Annotated in this window: 26 protein-coding genes; 23 read left to right on the forward strand and 3 right to left on the reverse strand. The window is 43.8% G+C overall.

Annotated features, from left to right (window positions below):
- Positions 1-147: 147 nt before the first annotated feature.
- Positions 148-1,029 carry a hypothetical protein gene (locus CRECT_RS00315; RefSeq protein WP_002943207.1) on the reverse strand — a complete coding sequence of 294 codons (882 nt, stop codon included), beginning with the start codon at positions 1,027-1,029 and terminating at the stop codon, positions 148-150.
- 9 nt (positions 1,030-1,038) lie between these two features.
- Positions 1,039-2,133 carry an ATP-binding protein gene (locus CRECT_RS00320; protein ID WP_002943551.1) on the reverse strand — a complete coding sequence of 365 codons (1,095 nt, stop codon included), beginning with the start codon at positions 2,131-2,133 and terminating at the stop codon, positions 1,039-1,041.
- Positions 2,134-2,297: 164 nt separating this feature from the next.
- Here CRECT_RS00320 and CRECT_RS00325 point away from each other — a divergent pair, with 164 nt between their 5' ends.
- The 17 genes from CRECT_RS00325 (at position 2,298) to rpsH (ending at position 9,807) form a co-directional block, all read left to right on the forward strand.
- Entirely contained in the window at positions 2,298-2,945 is a 648-nt protein-coding gene (locus CRECT_RS00325; RefSeq protein ID WP_002943475.1) for a tetratricopeptide repeat protein, read from the forward strand.
- A gap of 296 nt (positions 2,946-3,241) precedes the next feature.
- Positions 3,242-3,553 (forward strand): 30S ribosomal protein S10, encoded by a 312-nt coding sequence (gene rpsJ / locus CRECT_RS00330; protein ID WP_002947121.1) that lies wholly within the window; start codon positions 3,242-3,244, stop codon positions 3,551-3,553.
- A 14-nt stretch (positions 3,554-3,567) separates the two neighbouring features.
- On the forward strand, positions 3,568-4,146 hold the full coding sequence (gene rplC, locus CRECT_RS00335; protein ID WP_002943472.1) for a 50S ribosomal protein L3: 579 nt from the start codon (positions 3,568-3,570) through the stop codon (positions 4,144-4,146).
- Positions 4,143-4,757, forward strand: coding sequence for a 50S ribosomal protein L4 (gene rplD / locus CRECT_RS00340; RefSeq protein ID WP_002943373.1), 615 nt, complete (start codon positions 4,143-4,145; stop codon positions 4,755-4,757). Before rplC ends, rplD begins: the two co-directional genes overlap by 4 nt.
- Before the next feature lies 1 nt (position 4,758).
- Entirely contained in the window at positions 4,759-5,040 is a 282-nt protein-coding gene (locus CRECT_RS00345) for a 50S ribosomal protein L23 (RefSeq protein ID WP_002943076.1), read from the forward strand.
- A 1-nt stretch (position 5,041) separates the two neighbouring features.
- A complete protein-coding gene (gene rplB / locus CRECT_RS00350) occupies positions 5,042-5,872 on the forward strand; it encodes a 50S ribosomal protein L2 (protein ID WP_002943311.1) in 831 nt (276 codons plus the stop codon).
- Between the two features lie 2 nt (positions 5,873-5,874).
- Positions 5,875-6,156 (forward strand): 30S ribosomal protein S19, encoded by a 282-nt coding sequence (rpsS, locus tag CRECT_RS00355; RefSeq protein WP_002943056.1) that lies wholly within the window; start codon positions 5,875-5,877, stop codon positions 6,154-6,156.
- Positions 6,157-6,165: 9 nt separating this feature from the next.
- On the forward strand, positions 6,166-6,498 hold the full coding sequence (gene rplV / locus CRECT_RS00360; protein ID WP_002943116.1) for a 50S ribosomal protein L22: 333 nt from the start codon (positions 6,166-6,168) through the stop codon (positions 6,496-6,498).
- Between the two features lies 1 nt (position 6,499).
- The gene (rpsC, locus tag CRECT_RS00365; protein WP_002943167.1) at positions 6,500-7,201 is read left to right on the forward strand and encodes a 30S ribosomal protein S3; all 702 of its coding nucleotides are present in this window, start codon (positions 6,500-6,502) and stop codon (positions 7,199-7,201) included.
- A gap of 2 nt (positions 7,202-7,203) precedes the next feature.
- Positions 7,204-7,629: a 50S ribosomal protein L16 gene (gene rplP, locus CRECT_RS00370; RefSeq protein ID WP_002943471.1), complete on the forward strand. Its 426-nt coding sequence runs from the start codon at positions 7,204-7,206 to the stop codon at positions 7,627-7,629.
- Positions 7,616-7,801, forward strand: a complete 186-nt coding sequence (gene rpmC / locus CRECT_RS00375; RefSeq protein ID WP_002953667.1) for a 50S ribosomal protein L29 — start codon at positions 7,616-7,618, stop codon at positions 7,799-7,801. The genes rplP and rpmC overlap by 14 nt, the downstream gene beginning before the upstream one ends.
- A gap of 10 nt (positions 7,802-7,811) precedes the next feature.
- A complete protein-coding gene (rpsQ, locus tag CRECT_RS00380; protein ID WP_002943239.1) occupies positions 7,812-8,063 on the forward strand; it encodes a 30S ribosomal protein S17 in 252 nt (83 codons plus the stop codon).
- On the forward strand, positions 8,063-8,431 hold the full coding sequence (gene rplN / locus CRECT_RS00385) for a 50S ribosomal protein L14 (protein WP_002943491.1): 369 nt from the start codon (positions 8,063-8,065) through the stop codon (positions 8,429-8,431). The genes rpsQ and rplN overlap by 1 nt, the downstream gene beginning before the upstream one ends.
- Positions 8,431-8,667 carry a 50S ribosomal protein L24 gene (rplX, locus tag CRECT_RS00390; RefSeq protein WP_002943173.1) on the forward strand — a complete coding sequence of 79 codons (237 nt, stop codon included), beginning with the start codon at positions 8,431-8,433 and terminating at the stop codon, positions 8,665-8,667. Before rplN ends, rplX begins: the two co-directional genes overlap by 1 nt.
- A gap of 2 nt (positions 8,668-8,669) precedes the next feature.
- Complete coding sequence (gene rplE, locus CRECT_RS00395) at positions 8,670-9,215, forward strand: 50S ribosomal protein L5 (RefSeq protein ID WP_002943219.1); 546 nt, start codon at positions 8,670-8,672, stop codon at positions 9,213-9,215.
- Position 9,216: 1 nt separating this feature from the next.
- Complete coding sequence (locus CRECT_RS00400) at positions 9,217-9,402, forward strand: type Z 30S ribosomal protein S14 (protein ID WP_002943090.1); 186 nt, start codon at positions 9,217-9,219, stop codon at positions 9,400-9,402.
- A 9-nt stretch (positions 9,403-9,411) separates the two neighbouring features.
- The gene (gene rpsH, locus CRECT_RS00405; protein ID WP_002943159.1) at positions 9,412-9,807 is read left to right on the forward strand and encodes a 30S ribosomal protein S8; all 396 of its coding nucleotides are present in this window, start codon (positions 9,412-9,414) and stop codon (positions 9,805-9,807) included.
- Between the two features lie 153 nt (positions 9,808-9,960).
- Here rpsH and CRECT_RS12300 read toward each other — a convergent pair whose 3' ends face one another.
- Entirely contained in the window at positions 9,961-10,233 is a 273-nt protein-coding gene (locus tag CRECT_RS12300; protein ID WP_002943504.1) for a hypothetical protein, read from the reverse strand.
- Positions 10,234-10,400: 167 nt separating this feature from the next.
- Here CRECT_RS12300 and rplF point away from each other — a divergent pair, with 167 nt between their 5' ends.
- The 6 genes from rplF to map are packed head-to-tail and all read left to right on the forward strand — an operon-like array spanning position 10,401 to position 14,190.
- The gene (rplF, locus tag CRECT_RS00410) at positions 10,401-10,937 is read left to right on the forward strand and encodes a 50S ribosomal protein L6 (protein ID WP_002943347.1); all 537 of its coding nucleotides are present in this window, start codon (positions 10,401-10,403) and stop codon (positions 10,935-10,937) included.
- 10 nt (positions 10,938-10,947) lie between these two features.
- Complete coding sequence (rplR, locus tag CRECT_RS00415) at positions 10,948-11,304, forward strand: 50S ribosomal protein L18 (RefSeq protein ID WP_002943585.1); 357 nt, start codon at positions 10,948-10,950, stop codon at positions 11,302-11,304.
- 11 nt (positions 11,305-11,315) lie between these two features.
- On the forward strand, positions 11,316-11,759 hold the full coding sequence (gene rpsE / locus CRECT_RS00420; protein WP_002943402.1) for a 30S ribosomal protein S5: 444 nt from the start codon (positions 11,316-11,318) through the stop codon (positions 11,757-11,759).
- A gap of 9 nt (positions 11,760-11,768) precedes the next feature.
- The gene (gene rplO, locus CRECT_RS00425; RefSeq protein WP_002943595.1) at positions 11,769-12,170 is read left to right on the forward strand and encodes a 50S ribosomal protein L15; all 402 of its coding nucleotides are present in this window, start codon (positions 11,769-11,771) and stop codon (positions 12,168-12,170) included.
- Entirely contained in the window at positions 12,170-13,432 is a 1,263-nt protein-coding gene (gene secY, locus CRECT_RS00430; protein WP_039887654.1) for a preprotein translocase subunit SecY, read from the forward strand. Before rplO ends, secY begins: the two co-directional genes overlap by 1 nt.
- Positions 13,432-14,190 (forward strand): type I methionyl aminopeptidase, encoded by a 759-nt coding sequence (map, locus tag CRECT_RS00435; protein WP_002943290.1) that lies wholly within the window; start codon positions 13,432-13,434, stop codon positions 14,188-14,190. The genes secY and map overlap by 1 nt, the downstream gene beginning before the upstream one ends.
- The last annotated feature ends 58 nt before the right edge of the window (positions 14,191-14,248 follow it).

Genomic DNA, 14,248 nt, shown 5'->3' on the forward strand with positions numbered 1-14,248 from the left:
GGTTTGATTTGATTTTTGATTTTTTCTCTCTACGGCATTTGAAAATTTACTTTTCGCTTGCGCCTTTGTTGTGTCAAATTTCAGCTTGTTCTGTATCAAATTTTGCCTTCCATTTTTTAAAGTTTCCTTTTCTGGCGGAAAAATTAGCTAAAACAGCCCGAAATTTTGCTTTAAATGCTCTTTGATGAGCTCAAGCGACAGCGAGATTTCGCCACTTTTGCCGCCGGCCGTACCGCCAAAAAACGTAATGCCGCTTGGCGAGAGCGTAAAATTTTCGCTCGGAGTTATCTTTACTTTTGCGAAGATCGCCGTCAAATTTGCATCGTTTAAATCCTTAAAAACGTCGCTTAAATTTATCTTTTTTAGGTTTTTTAGCCAGACGGTTTTGCAGATTTTTCTGCTCGCGCCGAGTTCGCAGACGCTTCTTATTTTGCCGTTTTGATACTCGAGATTATTTAGCGCGTTTGCGGCGTTGTTTGAGGAATCCTTGAGCCATAGCGTTTTAAAATTTGCAAGTTTTGCGGCGAGGGATTTTTTGTTATTTTGCGCAAATTTAGGCGCGTAAAAGTCGCTCGCGACGGCTTCAAATCGCGTCCCGTCTCGCCCGACCTCTTGCAGTCCAAGCGCAGCAAAATCATAGCTCGCGACCTGTTTTAGCACGGCTTTTCGTGCCTTGCCCTTGATCGCTAGTTTGCCCGTTAGTTCGCCGTTATCCGCTTTCACGCTTAGATTTAGCCACTCGGTGACCGCACTTACGGCCGTTATAGCAGCGCCCGATTTTTCGATGCTGCCTTTACTGAAGTCGTATCTAGCGCCCTCAAAAAAGGCGTGACCTTGAAATTTGGGCGGCAAAATGGCGCCCTTGTCGCTAAAATTTTCAAACTCGGCCTCAAGCTCGCTGATGTAGAGCTCAAATTTGCTCCCGTCCGCCTCGCCTGCAAATTTATAAATTTTGCCCTCGTTTTCGTGTTTTATCTCGTAGCCTAGCGCCAAAACGCAGGCTAAAAATAGCGCTATAGCCGCTCTCATAACCGCTCCTTATATTCCCAGCGCCCAGCGCGAAAACGGCGCGACCTCGCATTTTATGCCCTCTATGCTCGTCTCGCCAGAGTTTGCCACGCTGATTGCTTGTAGCCTATTTATACCTAAATTTTTTAAATTTGCGTGCAGTTTTTTAAATCTTAAAAATACCAAATCCGCATCGCTAAACGGCGAGCAAATGATAGCAAGTTTCCTTTTTGGCAGGAAAAAATCAAGCTCTTTTGTATAAAAAATCTGCTCGTTAAATTTGGCTAGCTCGCAAAAAACCGTGTTGTTAAAATTTTTAGCGAAGTCCTTTTTTAGACTTAGCGTGCTTTTAAAAGCAAAGTCATTAAAATAAAGCCTCTTTGCGGCGTTTGGCTCATTAAATTTTTCCACTAGGCTAACCGCGCTCATGTTTTCTAGCTCGCTAAGCGCGCCGTAAACGCTATCTTTTGAGATTTTTCGGGCGGATTTTAACGTGCTAAAAATCTCAAAAACGCTCACGTTTTGCGCCTGAGCCTTCGCGCACTCTTTTAGCACTGCTAGCTGCGTGGCGGATAGAGACGATTTTAGCGCGATTTGCAGATTTACCGCGACGTTTTCGGCGTCGCCAAAGGCCGACGCGGGGCTCCTGCCGTGAAGTAAAAAGTGGCTAAAAAGCGTCTCTGGATCGATCTTTTTTGAAAAAAAGGCGATAAACTCCTCGTAGTCTAAAAAATCCAAATTTAGCTCGCTAAAACCGCTCAAATTTGCATCTCTAAATCGCGAGGCGACGATAAAATTTTGTAAATTTAGCTCTAAAATCAGCTCAAATTTATCCTGAAATCTCTGCTCGAAATCATCGATCGCTAGAGTTTTTATCTGCGGATTTTGGCGTAAAAACTCTGGCAAATTTGATAAAATCTCATCCGCATCTATGCGAAGGTCGCCTAAATTTACATACAAAAATTCTTTGCTCTCGTATGCGGCCAAAAAGCCTGTGATCAGCGATGTTTTGCCGCTTCCTATGCCGCCTTTTATCAGCGTTTTTAGCGCGGTGATCTCAAATTTTCTATTTATAAATTTGATATTTTTCGGCGGGCTTTGATAAAGCGCGTTTAGAATTTGCATTTTTAGCCTTTAAAATTTGGAAAATTATAGCGAAGTTTCCTTGTAAAGAGGAAGCTAATTAAAATTTGACGCCAAAAAACAAGGGTAAATTTAACGATTTTTAAAAAAAAAAAAAGGGGGGGGGGGGTAGAATGCGTTAAATTTTTATTTGAAAGGCGGATATTATGAAAAAAATTACGGTTTTTGGTCTGATGTTAATAAGCGCTTTGGCGATAGACAATCCGATGGCAGATATACTAAAGGACTATGAAAACAAGTGTAATGCCGGAGACGAGATGGCGTGCGGCGTGGCGGGTGGAGTTTATGATTTTGCCTTTGAGGCGTACGGGGTAAAGCAAGACTACGGCAAGGCGATGAAATTTTATAAAAAGGGTTGCGATAATGGAAACTACAGGTCGTGCAATAATCTAGGCTTTATGTACGAAAATGAAAAAGGCGTAAAGCGGGACTACAAAAAAGCGTTTGAGTTATATACTAAGTCTTGCGACATCGGAAACGACGCGCTCGGTTGTAGAAATCTCGGATTTTTGTATATCAATAAGCATGTTTCAGGCATAAATGAGAAGCAAGCGTTTTTGGAAGGAATTGGGCGTGTTAAAAAAAGCTGCGACATCACGCCGGATTTTACTGCTTGCAGATTTTTGGGCGATGTATACTTAGAATTAAATGAGAAAAACGACGCAATGAAATATTATCAAAGAGCATGTACTGCCGGGGCTACCGATAATGTTGTTCAATCTTTTGAAGAAGGCGTTAAGCTTTGGCAACTAACCTGCGGAATGTACGAACTTTTAAAGCAAGGCTCAAGGTAATTATTTAAAATTTGGACACGATTTTTATCTGTCCAAATTTATCCCAAATCAAATTGAAAAATTTTGCCTTAAATTTCCAGCCAAATTTATAAAAACTTCCTTATAAAAAGGAAATAATTTTATTAAATTTCACCAAATTTGCTCAAAATATTGACTTTAAAAAGCCATTTGGATAAAATCCGAGTCTCTTACATAAGTAAGAAGTCGTCGCGGTTTGCTTCTTTGGTCTTTGGCTTTGCTAAAGACGGCAAAAGAATGTCAAAATCGTGCGACAAGTTCTATTTAAAGGAAAGAAAATGGAAAGAATTAGGCTTAAGCTTAAAGCTTATGACCATAGAGTTCTCGACCGCACAGTTGCAGCCATAGTAGAAGCTGTCAAACGAACGGGCGCCGACGTCAGAGGTCCGGTGCCGATGCCTACGAAGATCAAACGCTACACGGTCTTAAAATCACCACACATCAACAAAGACTCACGCGAGCAGTTTGAAATGAGAATTCACGCTAGAATGCTAGATATCGTAGCGGCTACGCCCGATACCGTCGACTCGCTAACAAAGCTTGACTTAGCCCCTGAGGTTAATGTCGAAGTCCGCGCGATGGGCAAATAAAGGCGAGGTGAAAGATGGAATATATCGTAGAAAAAATAGGCATGAGCAGAACGGTAAATAACCCAAGCATCCCCGTTACGCTTCTAAAGGTCGTAAACGCTAAAGTTTGCGAAGTGAGCGAATGCGGTAGCGCTATAGTAGCTTATGCTAAAGGTAAAGCAAAAAATAAAGCCATAGAGGGTCAGCAAAAAAAATATAGCCTAACGGCGGAATTTAATAAATTCGCAACCCTACAAGTCGCCAATAAAGAGGCGGGCGATCTTGATTTTAGTCCGCTTAGCTCGGCTAAAATTTTAAAAGTTAGCTTCAGCTCAAAAGGTAAAGGCTATCAAGGCGTCGTGAAAAGACACGGCTTTGGCGGCGGTCCGAAAAGTCACGGTTCTCGCTTCCACAAAAGACACGGCTCTATCGGTAACCGCGAGTGGCCGGGACGCGTTCAGCCTGGTATGAAAATGGCTGGACACACCGGAAACGAAAAAGTTACCGTTAAAAACGAGATCGTAAGCTTTGACGCCGAAAACGGAATTTTGGTTTTAAAAGGCAGCGTCGCTGGCTATAACGGCGCAATGGGCAGAATAAGGATAGTAAAATGAGTAAAGTTTGCGTATTAAACGAAAAATTTGAAAAAGCTAGCGAGCTTGATCTGCCGGCTAATTACGCCCAGATCAACCCTCACAACCTATATCTTTACGTTAAGTCTTATTTGTCCGGTATGCGTTCAAATTCGGCTCACACCAAAACCAGAGCTTTCGTAAGCGGCGGCGGTAAAAAACCGTGGAGACAAAAAGGTCGCGGCGGCGCTAGAGCGGGCTCAACCAGAACTAACGTCTGGGTAGGCGGCGCAGTGGCGTTTGGTCCGAGCAACGAGCGAAACTATTTCCAAAAGGTCAATAAAAAGCAAAAAAGATTGGCGCTTGAGTTCGCGCTAAACGAAAAAGCTAACGCGGGTAAAATTTTCGCGGTAGATAGCATAGAGATCGCAAGCGGTAAGACTAAAGACGCTGCTAAAGTAATCAGCGCGTTAAATTTGAGAGACGCTTTGGTCGTAAAAGATCTGCTTGACGACAACACGCTATTGGCGTTTAGAAATTTATCAAACTGCTATCTAATCGATGCGAGCGAGATAAACGCTTATTTAGTGGCGACTTACGGTGCCATCGTTATCGAGAAGGCCGCACTTGAATCTATAATAAAAGAGGGCTGAAATGGCAGATATAACTGATATCAAAACGATTTTATATACGGAAAAAACTCTCGGTCTTCAAGAGCAAGGCGTGGTCGTCATACAAACTTCGCCTAAGATGACTAAAAACAGGCTGAAAGAAATTTTGAAAGAGTATTTTGGAGTAACGCCGCTTCGCGTAAATTCGCTTAGAATCGACGGAAAAGTTAAGCGTTTCAAAGGAAGAGAAGGACAACGAAGCGAGATAAAGAAATTTTACGTTAAGTTGCCTGAAGGCTCAAGCCTAGAAAATGTGGAGGCGTAAGATGGCGATAAAAACCTATAAACCTTATACACCTAGCCGCAGATTTATGACGGGCTTATCGAGCGAGGATATCACCGCTAAACCTAGCGTGAGAAGCTTGCTTGTAAAGATCCCTGTAAGCGGCGGTAGAAATAGCAACGGAAGAATAACTTCCAGACATAAAGAAGGCGGAGCGAAGAAACTTTATAGAATCATCGACTTTAAACGCCGCAAATTCGGTATCGAAGGTAAAGTCGAAGCTATCGAGTATGATCCGAACAGAAACTGCCGCATCGCGCTTATCGCTTATAAAGACGGCGAAAAACGCTATATCATCAGACCAAACGGGCTAAACGTTGGCGATACCGTAGCGGCAGCCGAGGCGGGCCTAGACATAAAACCCGGCAATGCGATGAAACTAAGAAACATCCCGGTGGGTACTATCGTGCACAACGTGGAGCTAAAGCCAGGTAAGGGCGCTCAGATGGCTCGTTCAGCCGGCGGTTACGCTCAGTTAATGGGTAAAGAGGAAAAATACGTAATGCTTCGTTTGCCAAGCGGCGAAATGAGACAAGTGCTCGCAGAGTGCATGGCTAGTATCGGCGTAGTCGGTAACGAAGATTGGGCCAACGTAACTATCGGTAAAGCCGGACGTAATCGCCACAGAGGTATCCGTCCTCAAACTCGCGGTTCTGCGATGAACCCGGTAGATCACCCGCACGGCGGTGGTGAGGGCAAGAAAAACTCGGGCCGTCATCCTGTTACTCCATGGGGTAAACCGACCAAAGGTGCTAAGACTCGCCGCAAGAAGGCTAGCGATAAGCTTATAATTTCAAGAAGGAAAGGTAAATAGAGATGGCAAGATCACTCAAAAAAGGACCTTTTGTCGATGAGCATGTAATGAAAAAAGTCGTTGTCGCTAAAAAAGCGGGCGACAACAAGCCTATAAAAACATGGTCTAGACGCAGCACGATAGTGCCTGAAATGATAGGCCTAACGTTTAACGTTCACAACGGCAAGAGCTTCATTCCAGTATATGTTACGGAAAACCACATCGGATATAAATTAGGCGAATTTGCTCCTACGCGCACATTTAAGGGTCACAAAGGCTCGGTGCAAAAGAAAATCGGTAAGTAAGGGGATAAGATGAGCAAATCAATTATTAAATTCGTAAGATTATCTCCGACTAAAGCCAGACTAATCGCAAGAGAAGTGCAAGGCATGAACGCCGAATTTGCGCTGGCTAGCCTTAGTTTTATGCCAAACCGCGGCGCCAAATTTATCGCTACGGCTATCAGCTCGGCGGTAGCTAACGGCGGATTCGAGCCTGAAGAGGTTATCGTGAAAAGCTGCCGCGTGGATGCGGGTCCGGTATTAAAAAGATTTAGACCGCGAGCGAGAGGAAGCGCAAGCAGAATCCGCAAACCGACTTCTCATATCTTAGTAGAAGTATCTAAACCTGAAAAGAAGGAAGCGTAATATGGGTCAGAAAGTAAATCCGATAGGTCTAAGACTAGGAATAAACCGTAACTGGGAGTCAAGATGGTTTCCCGCTAAAGGAAATTTGGCTGAAAATATCGGCGAAGACTACAAAATTCGCGCTTTTTTGAAAAAGAAACTTTACTACGCGGGCGTTTCTCAAATTTTGATCGAAAGAACCGCTAAGAAAATCCGCGTAACCGTCGTAGCGGCTCGCCCCGGTATTATCATCGGCAAAAAGGGCTCTGACGTAGAGAAGCTTAAAGAAGACATCCAAAAGCTGATCAACAAAGAAGTAAATGTAAATATCAAAGAAGAAAGAAAAGCTCAAGCTTCGGCTCAGCTAGCTGCGGAAAACGTAGCGATGCAGCTCGAAAAACGCGTTGCGTTTAGACGCGCGATGAAAAAAGTGATCCAAGGCGCTCAAAAATCAGGCGCTAAAGGTATCAAAATTTCAGTCGCGGGACGTCTTGGCGGCGCTGAGATCGCTAGAACAGAGTGGTACTTAGAGGGTCGCGTTCCGCTTCATACTCTAAGAGCCAAGATCGATTACGGCGTTGCCGAAGCGCATACGACTTATGGAAACATAGGTATAAAAGTGTGGATATTTAAAGGCGAAGTTCTTCAAAAAGGCGTTCAACCTGAAAAGAACGAAGAAGAAAAAACCGATAAAAAACCGCGCAGAGCAAGAAGAGGTAAATAATCATGTTGATGCCAAAACGAACTAAATTTCGCAAACAAATGAAAGGCAGAAACCGCGGTAAAGCTACTCGCGGCGCCAATCTTGCTATGGGCGAGATCGGGATAAAAGCCGTAGAAGCCGGCCGCGTAAATTCGCGCCAGATCGAAGCGGCTCGTGTGGCTCTAACTCGCCACGTAAAACGCCAGGCTAAAACTTGGATCAGAGTTTTCCCTGATAAGCCGCTAACCAAAAAACCTCTACAAACTCGTATGGGTAAAGGTAAAGCAGGAATCGAAGAGTGGGTTATGAATATAAAACCGGGTCGTATAATAGTCGAAATGGCGGGCGTAGATGAGGAATTGGCGCGAGAAGCTCTAACTCTAGCCATCCACAAACTTCCGTTTAAGACTAAAATCGTAACGCGAGAGAGTGAAAATGAAATATACTGATATTAAAGACAAAAGCGTTGCAGAACTTAACGCGTTATTGAAAGAGAAAAAGGTGCTTTTATTTACTTTAAGACAAAAGCTAAAAACTATGCAGCTAAGCAACCCTAACGAGATTAGCGCCGTCCGCAAGGAAATAGCGCAAATCAACACTGCAATTAGCGCTTCAAAGTAAGGGGTGAGAAATGGCATTTAAAAGAGAAATTCAAGGTGTCGTTTTACAAAAGGCCGGCGATAAGACGGCTACGATTTTGGTTGAGAGACGCGTTATGCACCCAAGATACCACAAATTCGTAAAACGCTTTAAAAAATATATGATTCACGACGAAAAGAACGAAACAAAAGCTGGCGATACGGTCGTAGCTATCGAATGCAGACCGCTAAGCGCGAGAAAATCTTTCCGCTTAAAGACTATTTTAGCGACGGGGGTTGAGTAATGATACAATCTTTTACGAGGCTTGCAGTCGCCGACAATAGCGGCGCGAAAGAGCTAATGTGCATTAAGGTTTTAGGCGGCAGCAAGAGAAGATACGCGACGCTTGGCGACGTCATCATCTGCTCGGTCAAAAAGGCGCTTCCAAACGGTAAGATCAAAAAAGGTCAAGTGGTAAAAGCGGTCGTCGTTAGAACTAAAAAAGAGGTCCAAAGAGATAACGGCTCGCTAATCCGCTTCGACGAAAACGCAGCCGTAATCCTAGATAACAAACGCGAGCCTATCGGTACTCGTATCTTTGGACCGGTCGGCCGTGAGGTTAGATACGCTAACTTTATGAAAATCGTTTCGCTTGCTCCGGAGGTGTTATAATGGCTAACGTTAAATTTAAAGTAAAAAAAGGCGATACCGTTAAGATCATCGCAGGCGACGACAAAGGTAAAACAGGTAAAATTTTATCCGTCCTAGCCAAAAAAGGACAAGTCATCGTCGAGGGCTGCAAGGTAGCTAAAAAAGCTATAAAACCTAGCGAAAAGACCCCAAACGGCGGCTTTATCAATAAAGAGATGCCTATAGATATCTCAAACGTTGCAAAAGTTGAGGGCTGAAAATGAATAGATTAAAAGCTAAATATAACGAGGTCGTAAAGCCTGCTTTGGCTAAAGAATTCGACATCAAAAATCCTATGCTGATCCCTGCGATCGAAAAAATCGTGATAAGCGTAGGCGCTGGCGAATCGGCTAAAGATCAAAAGCAACTTCAAAACATCGCCGATACTATTTCGCTAATCGCAGGACAAAAAGCCGTAGTTACCGATGCTAAAAAATCGGTTGCAGGCTTTAAAGTGCGCGAGGGATTTCCCGTCGGCGTAAAAGTAACGCTTAGAAAAGAGAATATGTTTGCGTTTTTAGACAAACTAATCTCTATCGCGCTACCGAGAGTTAAGGACTTTAGGGGTCTTGCTAAAGACGGCTTTGATGGACGCGGAAACTACAACTTCGGTCTTAACGAGCAGCTAATGTTCCCGGAGGTCGAGTATGATAAGATTCTACGCACTCACGGTATGAATATAGTTATAGTCACGACGACAAACAGCGACAAAGAGGCATTCAAATTGCTTGAGCTATTTGGTTTGCCGTTTGCGAAAGGAAAGTAATATGGCGAAAAAATCAATGATAGCAAAGGCTGCCAGAAAGCCTAAATTTACGGTTCGCGGCTATACGAGATGCCAAATTTGCGGACGTCCGCATTCGGTTTATAAAGATTTTGGAATTTGCCGCGTATGCCTAAGAAAAATGGCCAACGAAGGACTAATCCCGGGTCTAAAAAAAGCAAGCTGGTAAGGAAGAGAAATGTTAAACGACTTAATTTCAGACGGACTAACTCGCATTAGAAACGCCGCGATGAGAAGACTCGAGACTACGAAGCTTCTTCATTCAAACGTCGTCGAGGCTACTTTATCTATCCTTGCGGCTAAAGGCTATATCGAGAGCTACAACGTCGTAGAAGAAGATAAAAAGAAATTTATAAACGTAGTTTTAAAATACGACGAGCACGGCAGAAGCGTGATTAACGAGCTTAAGCGCGTATCAAGCCCGGGTCGCCGCGTTTATAAGGGAAAAGACGAGATCAAGAGATTTAAAAACGGCTACGGAACGATCATCGTTAGCACCAGCAAAGGCGTTTTGAGTAACGAAGATGCCCACAAAGCTGGCGTAGGCGGCGAAATCCTCTGCTCTGTGTGGTAATTGTCCAAAACGCTACGGGGTAGCGTTTTGGATTACCTTGAAATGAAGCTTGAAGCGGTGAGCTTACCGGATTTACAGCGGGGCATCGTTGTTGCATCCTTGAAAATGTAATCTAATTCGGTAGGCTTGTCGCATTTACGGCGGGGTAGCGTTTTAGATTACCTTGGAATGAAGCTTAAACGATAGGCTTGTTGTATTTGCAACTGCGACATCGTTTTTGCATTTTTGAAACGAAATTTGACTCGGTAGGTTTTCGTAATTTATAAAATTTACGAAAAATTCTGCCGTCAAATTTTTAAAATTTAAAAATAGGAAGCTCAAATTTGACGCTGCAAAAGCATCAAATTTAAAATGCTTCCCAAATTTAGCTCGGTTTGTAAATTTACCCAAATTTGCCAAAGCTAAATTTAAAAACGACGATGTCAAATTTGACGTTAAATTTTGGAAAGTAACCCCAAAAACAAGTCAAATTTGACGAGAAAATTAAAGTGTTTGAAGCGGTTTTTTATCGCTTCGATTCATTTCTATTTTTATGGTATTGCGGTATCCATTCGTAAAAGTAGACATACCCTAGACAAGTAAAAAGGAAAAAAATGTCACGTATAGGAAAACAGCCGATAGCTATTCCAAGCGGAGTAGAGGTCAGCGTAGAAGGCAACGTCCTTAAATTTAAAAAAGGCGCTCATTTAAAAGAGCTTGACACAAAAGGGCACGTAGACGTCAAGGTCGAAGATGCTCACATAGTATTTTCTCCAAAGAGCGACGAGAGACAAGATAGAGCCTACTGGGGCACTTATAGAGCGCTTGCAAACAATATCGTCATCGGCATCACAAAAGGTTTTGTTCGCCAGCTTGAGATCAACGGCGTCGGTTACAAAGCCGCTGCTAAAGGCCAAGTGCTTGAACTTACTTTAGGATTTTCTCACCCGATAAATCACGAAGTGCCAAAAGGCGTTGAAATCAGCGTAGAGAAAAATATCATCACTATTAAAGGCGACGATAAGCAAGTGGTAGGTCAGATCGCGGCTCAAGTCAGGGCGTATAGACCGCCTGAACCGTATAAGGGTAAAGGCGTTAAATACGTAGAAGAGCGCATCATCCGCAAAGCCGGTAAGACATCTAAGAAGTAAGGGATAGATAATGACAGCAAATGTATTAAAAAGAAAACTCGCTCTTAGAATCAAGAGAAAAAGAAGAATCAGAGCTAAAATTTCCGGCACTGCGGTATTGCCTAGAATTTCTATCTTCAAGTCAAACAGAACTCTTTACGTCCAAGCTATCGACGACGTAGCAGCCGTAACTATAGCGGCAGCCGACGGCAGAAAACTAGGTGTAAAAGCAAACAAAGAAGGCGCCGTAACTTTGGCTAAAGAATTTGCAAAAACTCTAAAAGCTAAAAAAATAGAAACGGCATTATTCGACAGAAACGGCTATTTGTATCACGGCGTTATAGCGGCTTTTGCAGACGCATTACGTGAAAACGGTATCAAACTATAAGGAAAATCGCTATGGAAAAATATAACAGAGAAGAATTTGAAGAAGTAATGGTTGATATCGGCCGCGTTACAAAGGTCGTAAAGGGCGGTCGTAGATTTAGATTTACGGCTCTTGTCGTAGTAGGAAACAGAAACGGCCTAGTGGGCTTTGGCTTCGGTAAGGCAAAAGAGGTGCCGGACGCTATGAGAAAAGCCGTAGACGATGCGTTTAAAAACATCATCGAGGTAAAAAGAAAAGGCTCGACCATACCTCACGACGTAGAGGTTAAATTTAACGCTAGCCGCGTTTTGCTTCGCCCTGCTAGCGAAGGTACGGGCGTGATCGCGGGCGGTAGCGCTCGTCCTATTTTGGAGCTTGCGGGCATCAAGGACATCCTAACAAAATCGCTTGGCTCAAACAACTCGGCAAACGTCGTTCGCGCTACTTTAAAAGCGCTAAGCATGCTTAAAGGCTAAGGAGAAGATATGGGACTAGAAAATTTAAAACCTGCCGAGGGCTCGACTAGACAGATAAAAAGATTAGGTCGCGGTCAAGGTAGCGGTCAAGGTAAAACCGCGGGCAAAGGACACAAAGGTCAAAGAGCCAGAAAAGGCTACAATGAGAAAAGAGGCTTCGAGGGTGGTCAGCAACCGCTTCAAAGACGCCTTCCGAAAGTCGGCTTCGCTTCTAAATTTGAAAAACCTTACGTAATCAACGTAGAAAAAATCGTTGCGGTAAAAGAGCTAAGCGAGATCACCATCGCTACTATCGCTACCGTGCACAAAATTTCAAGCAGCGTCAAGAAAATCAAATTGATCGGAACGAGTGCGAAAGATTTGGCTTCGAAAATCAAAGACGAGAATGTAACCGTTAGCGGACGTGCGTAATGAATAAGACATTGACCAACAAGATTTTAATCACGTTGGCATTTTTATTTGCTTACAGGATACTGGCATATGTGCCGGTTCCTGGCGTCAATGTCAATGTTATTAAAGAATTTTTCGACTCGAATGCCGAAAATGCGCTCGGGCTCTTTAATATGTTCAGCGGTAAAGCCGCAGAGCGCCTTAGCATCATCTCTCTAGGCATTATGCCCTACATCACGGCATCTATCATTATGGAGCTTTTAGCGGCTACTTTTCCAAATTTAGGCAAGATGAAAAAAGACCGCGACGGCATGCAAAAATATATGCAGATCATCCGCTACGCTACTATCGTTATCACGCTCGTTCAAGCAGTAGGCGTCAGTATGGGGCTTCAGAGCCTTCACGGCAGAGGCGGAGAGGACGCGATAATGATAGATATGAATTTATTTATCGCGATTGCGGCGGTATCAATGCTAACGGGAACTATGCTTTTGATGTGGATAGGCGAGCAAATCACTCAGCGCGGTATCGGCAACGGCATCAGCCTTATTATCTTTGCGGGCATCGTTAGCGGCATACCTTCGGCCATCGGCGGAACGGTAAATTTGGTAAATACGGGCGAGATGAACTTCCTCGTAGTTATCGGAATTTTGCTTGTTATCTTGGTCACGGTAGGTATCGTCATCTACGTCGAGATGGGCGAGAGACGCGTGCCGGTGAGCTATTCGCGCAAAGTTGTGATGGAAAATCAAAATAAGCGCATTATGAACTATATACCTATTAAAGTAAATTTAAGCGGCGTTATTCCTCCGATTTTCGCCAGTGCGATCTTGATGTTCCCAAGCACTATTTTGCAGGCCAGTACAAATCCTTACATCCAAGCTATTCACGATTTTTTAAATCCAAACAGCTATTTTTTCAACTTTTTAACATTCTTGCTGGTCGTATTTTTCGCATATTTTTACGCTTCGATCGCGTTTAACGCAAAAGATATCAGCGAAAATTTAAAAAGACAGGGCGGATTTATCCCCGGTATTAGACCCGGCGAGGGCACGGCCGGGTATCTAAACGAAGTGGCATCGAGACTAACTTTTAGCGGCGCGATTTATCTCGGACTTATCTCGACGCTGCCTTGGGTGCTCGTTAAATTTATGGGCGTTCCGTTTTATTTCGGCGGCACGTCGGTGCTGATCGTGGTTTCTGTCGCGCTTGATACGATGCGAAGGATAGAGGCTCAAATTTATATGAATAAATATCAAACTCTAAGCGCGGTAGGTCTGTAATGGCTATAACCATTATGCAACCTCGCGACATAGAGAAGATGCGAGCGGCGAATAAAATCGTCGCTCAAACCCTTGATTACGTAGAAACGATTATCAAGCCCGGCATTTCGTTACTCGAAATAGATAAAATTTGCGAGGATATGATAAGAGCTGCAGGCGCTAAGCCTGCGTTTAAGGGTCTTTACGGCTTTCCAAACGCCGCTTGCATCAGCGTAAACGAAGTAGTCATCCACGGCATCCCGAACGAATACAAACTACAAGAAGGCGACATCGTAAGCGTTGATATCGGTTCAAATTTGAACGGATATTTCGGCGACTCGGCTAGGACTTGGGGCGTAGGTCAAATTTCGCGCGATGACGAGAGGCTGATAGCTTGCGCTAAAGACGCGCTATATTTTGCGATAGATACCGTAAAAGCGGGAATGCACTTTAAAGAGCTTAGTTTTGAAATCGAGAAATTTATAAGAGCTCGCGGATTCGTTCCGCTAACGGGGTTTTGCGGTCACGGCATCGGTAGACGCCCGCACGATGATCCGCAAATTTTAAATTATTTAGAAGGCGGCAGTCCAAAATCGGGACCGAAAATCAAAAACGGAATGGTATTTTGCGTAGAGCCGATGATCTGCCAAAAAGACGGCACTCCCGTAATCGGTCACGACAAATGGAAGGTAACCAGCAAAGACGGATTAAGAACCAGCCACTACGAGCACTGCATGGCGGTCGTAGGCGGACGTGCGGAGATTTTGAGCCTGGCGTAGAGTTTTAAAATTTACAAATCGTTCGCGCGGCTTGTAAATTTTAAAATTTTAATTTGTG

This window comes from Campylobacter rectus (genome assembly GCF_004803795.1).
Taxonomy (GTDB): Bacteria; Campylobacterota; Campylobacteria; order Campylobacterales; family Campylobacteraceae; genus Campylobacter_A; species Campylobacter_A rectus.

Coding starts and splice junctions, on each gene's coding strand:
- CRECT_RS00315 (WP_002943207.1), bottom strand. CDS start 1,029: ATGAGAGCGGCTATAGCGCTATTTTTAGCCTGCGTTTTGGCGCTAGGC.
- CRECT_RS00320 (WP_002943551.1), bottom strand. CDS start 2,133: ATGCAAATTCTAAACGCGCTTTATCAAAGCCCGCCGAAAAATATCAAA.
- CRECT_RS00325 (WP_002943475.1), top strand. CDS start 2,298: ATGAAAAAAATTACGGTTTTTGGTCTGATGTTAATAAGCGCTTTGGCG.
- rpsJ (WP_002947121.1), top strand. CDS start 3,242: ATGGAAAGAATTAGGCTTAAGCTTAAAGCTTATGACCATAGAGTTCTC.
- rplC (WP_002943472.1), top strand. CDS start 3,568: ATGGAATATATCGTAGAAAAAATAGGCATGAGCAGAACGGTAAATAAC.
- rplD (WP_002943373.1), top strand. CDS start 4,143: ATGAGTAAAGTTTGCGTATTAAACGAAAAATTTGAAAAAGCTAGCGAG.
- CRECT_RS00345 (WP_002943076.1), top strand. CDS start 4,759: ATGGCAGATATAACTGATATCAAAACGATTTTATATACGGAAAAAACT.
- rplB (WP_002943311.1), top strand. CDS start 5,042: ATGGCGATAAAAACCTATAAACCTTATACACCTAGCCGCAGATTTATG.
- rpsS (WP_002943056.1), top strand. CDS start 5,875: ATGGCAAGATCACTCAAAAAAGGACCTTTTGTCGATGAGCATGTAATG.
- rplV (WP_002943116.1), top strand. CDS start 6,166: ATGAGCAAATCAATTATTAAATTCGTAAGATTATCTCCGACTAAAGCC.
- rpsC (WP_002943167.1), top strand. CDS start 6,500: ATGGGTCAGAAAGTAAATCCGATAGGTCTAAGACTAGGAATAAACCGT.
- rplP (WP_002943471.1), top strand. CDS start 7,204: ATGTTGATGCCAAAACGAACTAAATTTCGCAAACAAATGAAAGGCAGA.
- rpmC (WP_002953667.1), top strand. CDS start 7,616: ATGAAATATACTGATATTAAAGACAAAAGCGTTGCAGAACTTAACGCG.
- rpsQ (WP_002943239.1), top strand. CDS start 7,812: ATGGCATTTAAAAGAGAAATTCAAGGTGTCGTTTTACAAAAGGCCGGC.
- rplN (WP_002943491.1), top strand. CDS start 8,063: ATGATACAATCTTTTACGAGGCTTGCAGTCGCCGACAATAGCGGCGCG.
- rplX (WP_002943173.1), top strand. CDS start 8,431: ATGGCTAACGTTAAATTTAAAGTAAAAAAAGGCGATACCGTTAAGATC.
- rplE (WP_002943219.1), top strand. CDS start 8,670: ATGAATAGATTAAAAGCTAAATATAACGAGGTCGTAAAGCCTGCTTTG.
- CRECT_RS00400 (WP_002943090.1), top strand. CDS start 9,217: ATGGCGAAAAAATCAATGATAGCAAAGGCTGCCAGAAAGCCTAAATTT.
- rpsH (WP_002943159.1), top strand. CDS start 9,412: ATGTTAAACGACTTAATTTCAGACGGACTAACTCGCATTAGAAACGCC.
- rplF (WP_002943347.1), top strand. CDS start 10,401: ATGTCACGTATAGGAAAACAGCCGATAGCTATTCCAAGCGGAGTAGAG.
- rplR (WP_002943585.1), top strand. CDS start 10,948: ATGACAGCAAATGTATTAAAAAGAAAACTCGCTCTTAGAATCAAGAGA.
- rpsE (WP_002943402.1), top strand. CDS start 11,316: ATGGAAAAATATAACAGAGAAGAATTTGAAGAAGTAATGGTTGATATC.
- rplO (WP_002943595.1), top strand. CDS start 11,769: ATGGGACTAGAAAATTTAAAACCTGCCGAGGGCTCGACTAGACAGATA.
- secY (WP_039887654.1), top strand. CDS start 12,170: ATGAATAAGACATTGACCAACAAGATTTTAATCACGTTGGCATTTTTA.
- map (WP_002943290.1), top strand. CDS start 13,432: ATGGCTATAACCATTATGCAACCTCGCGACATAGAGAAGATGCGAGCG.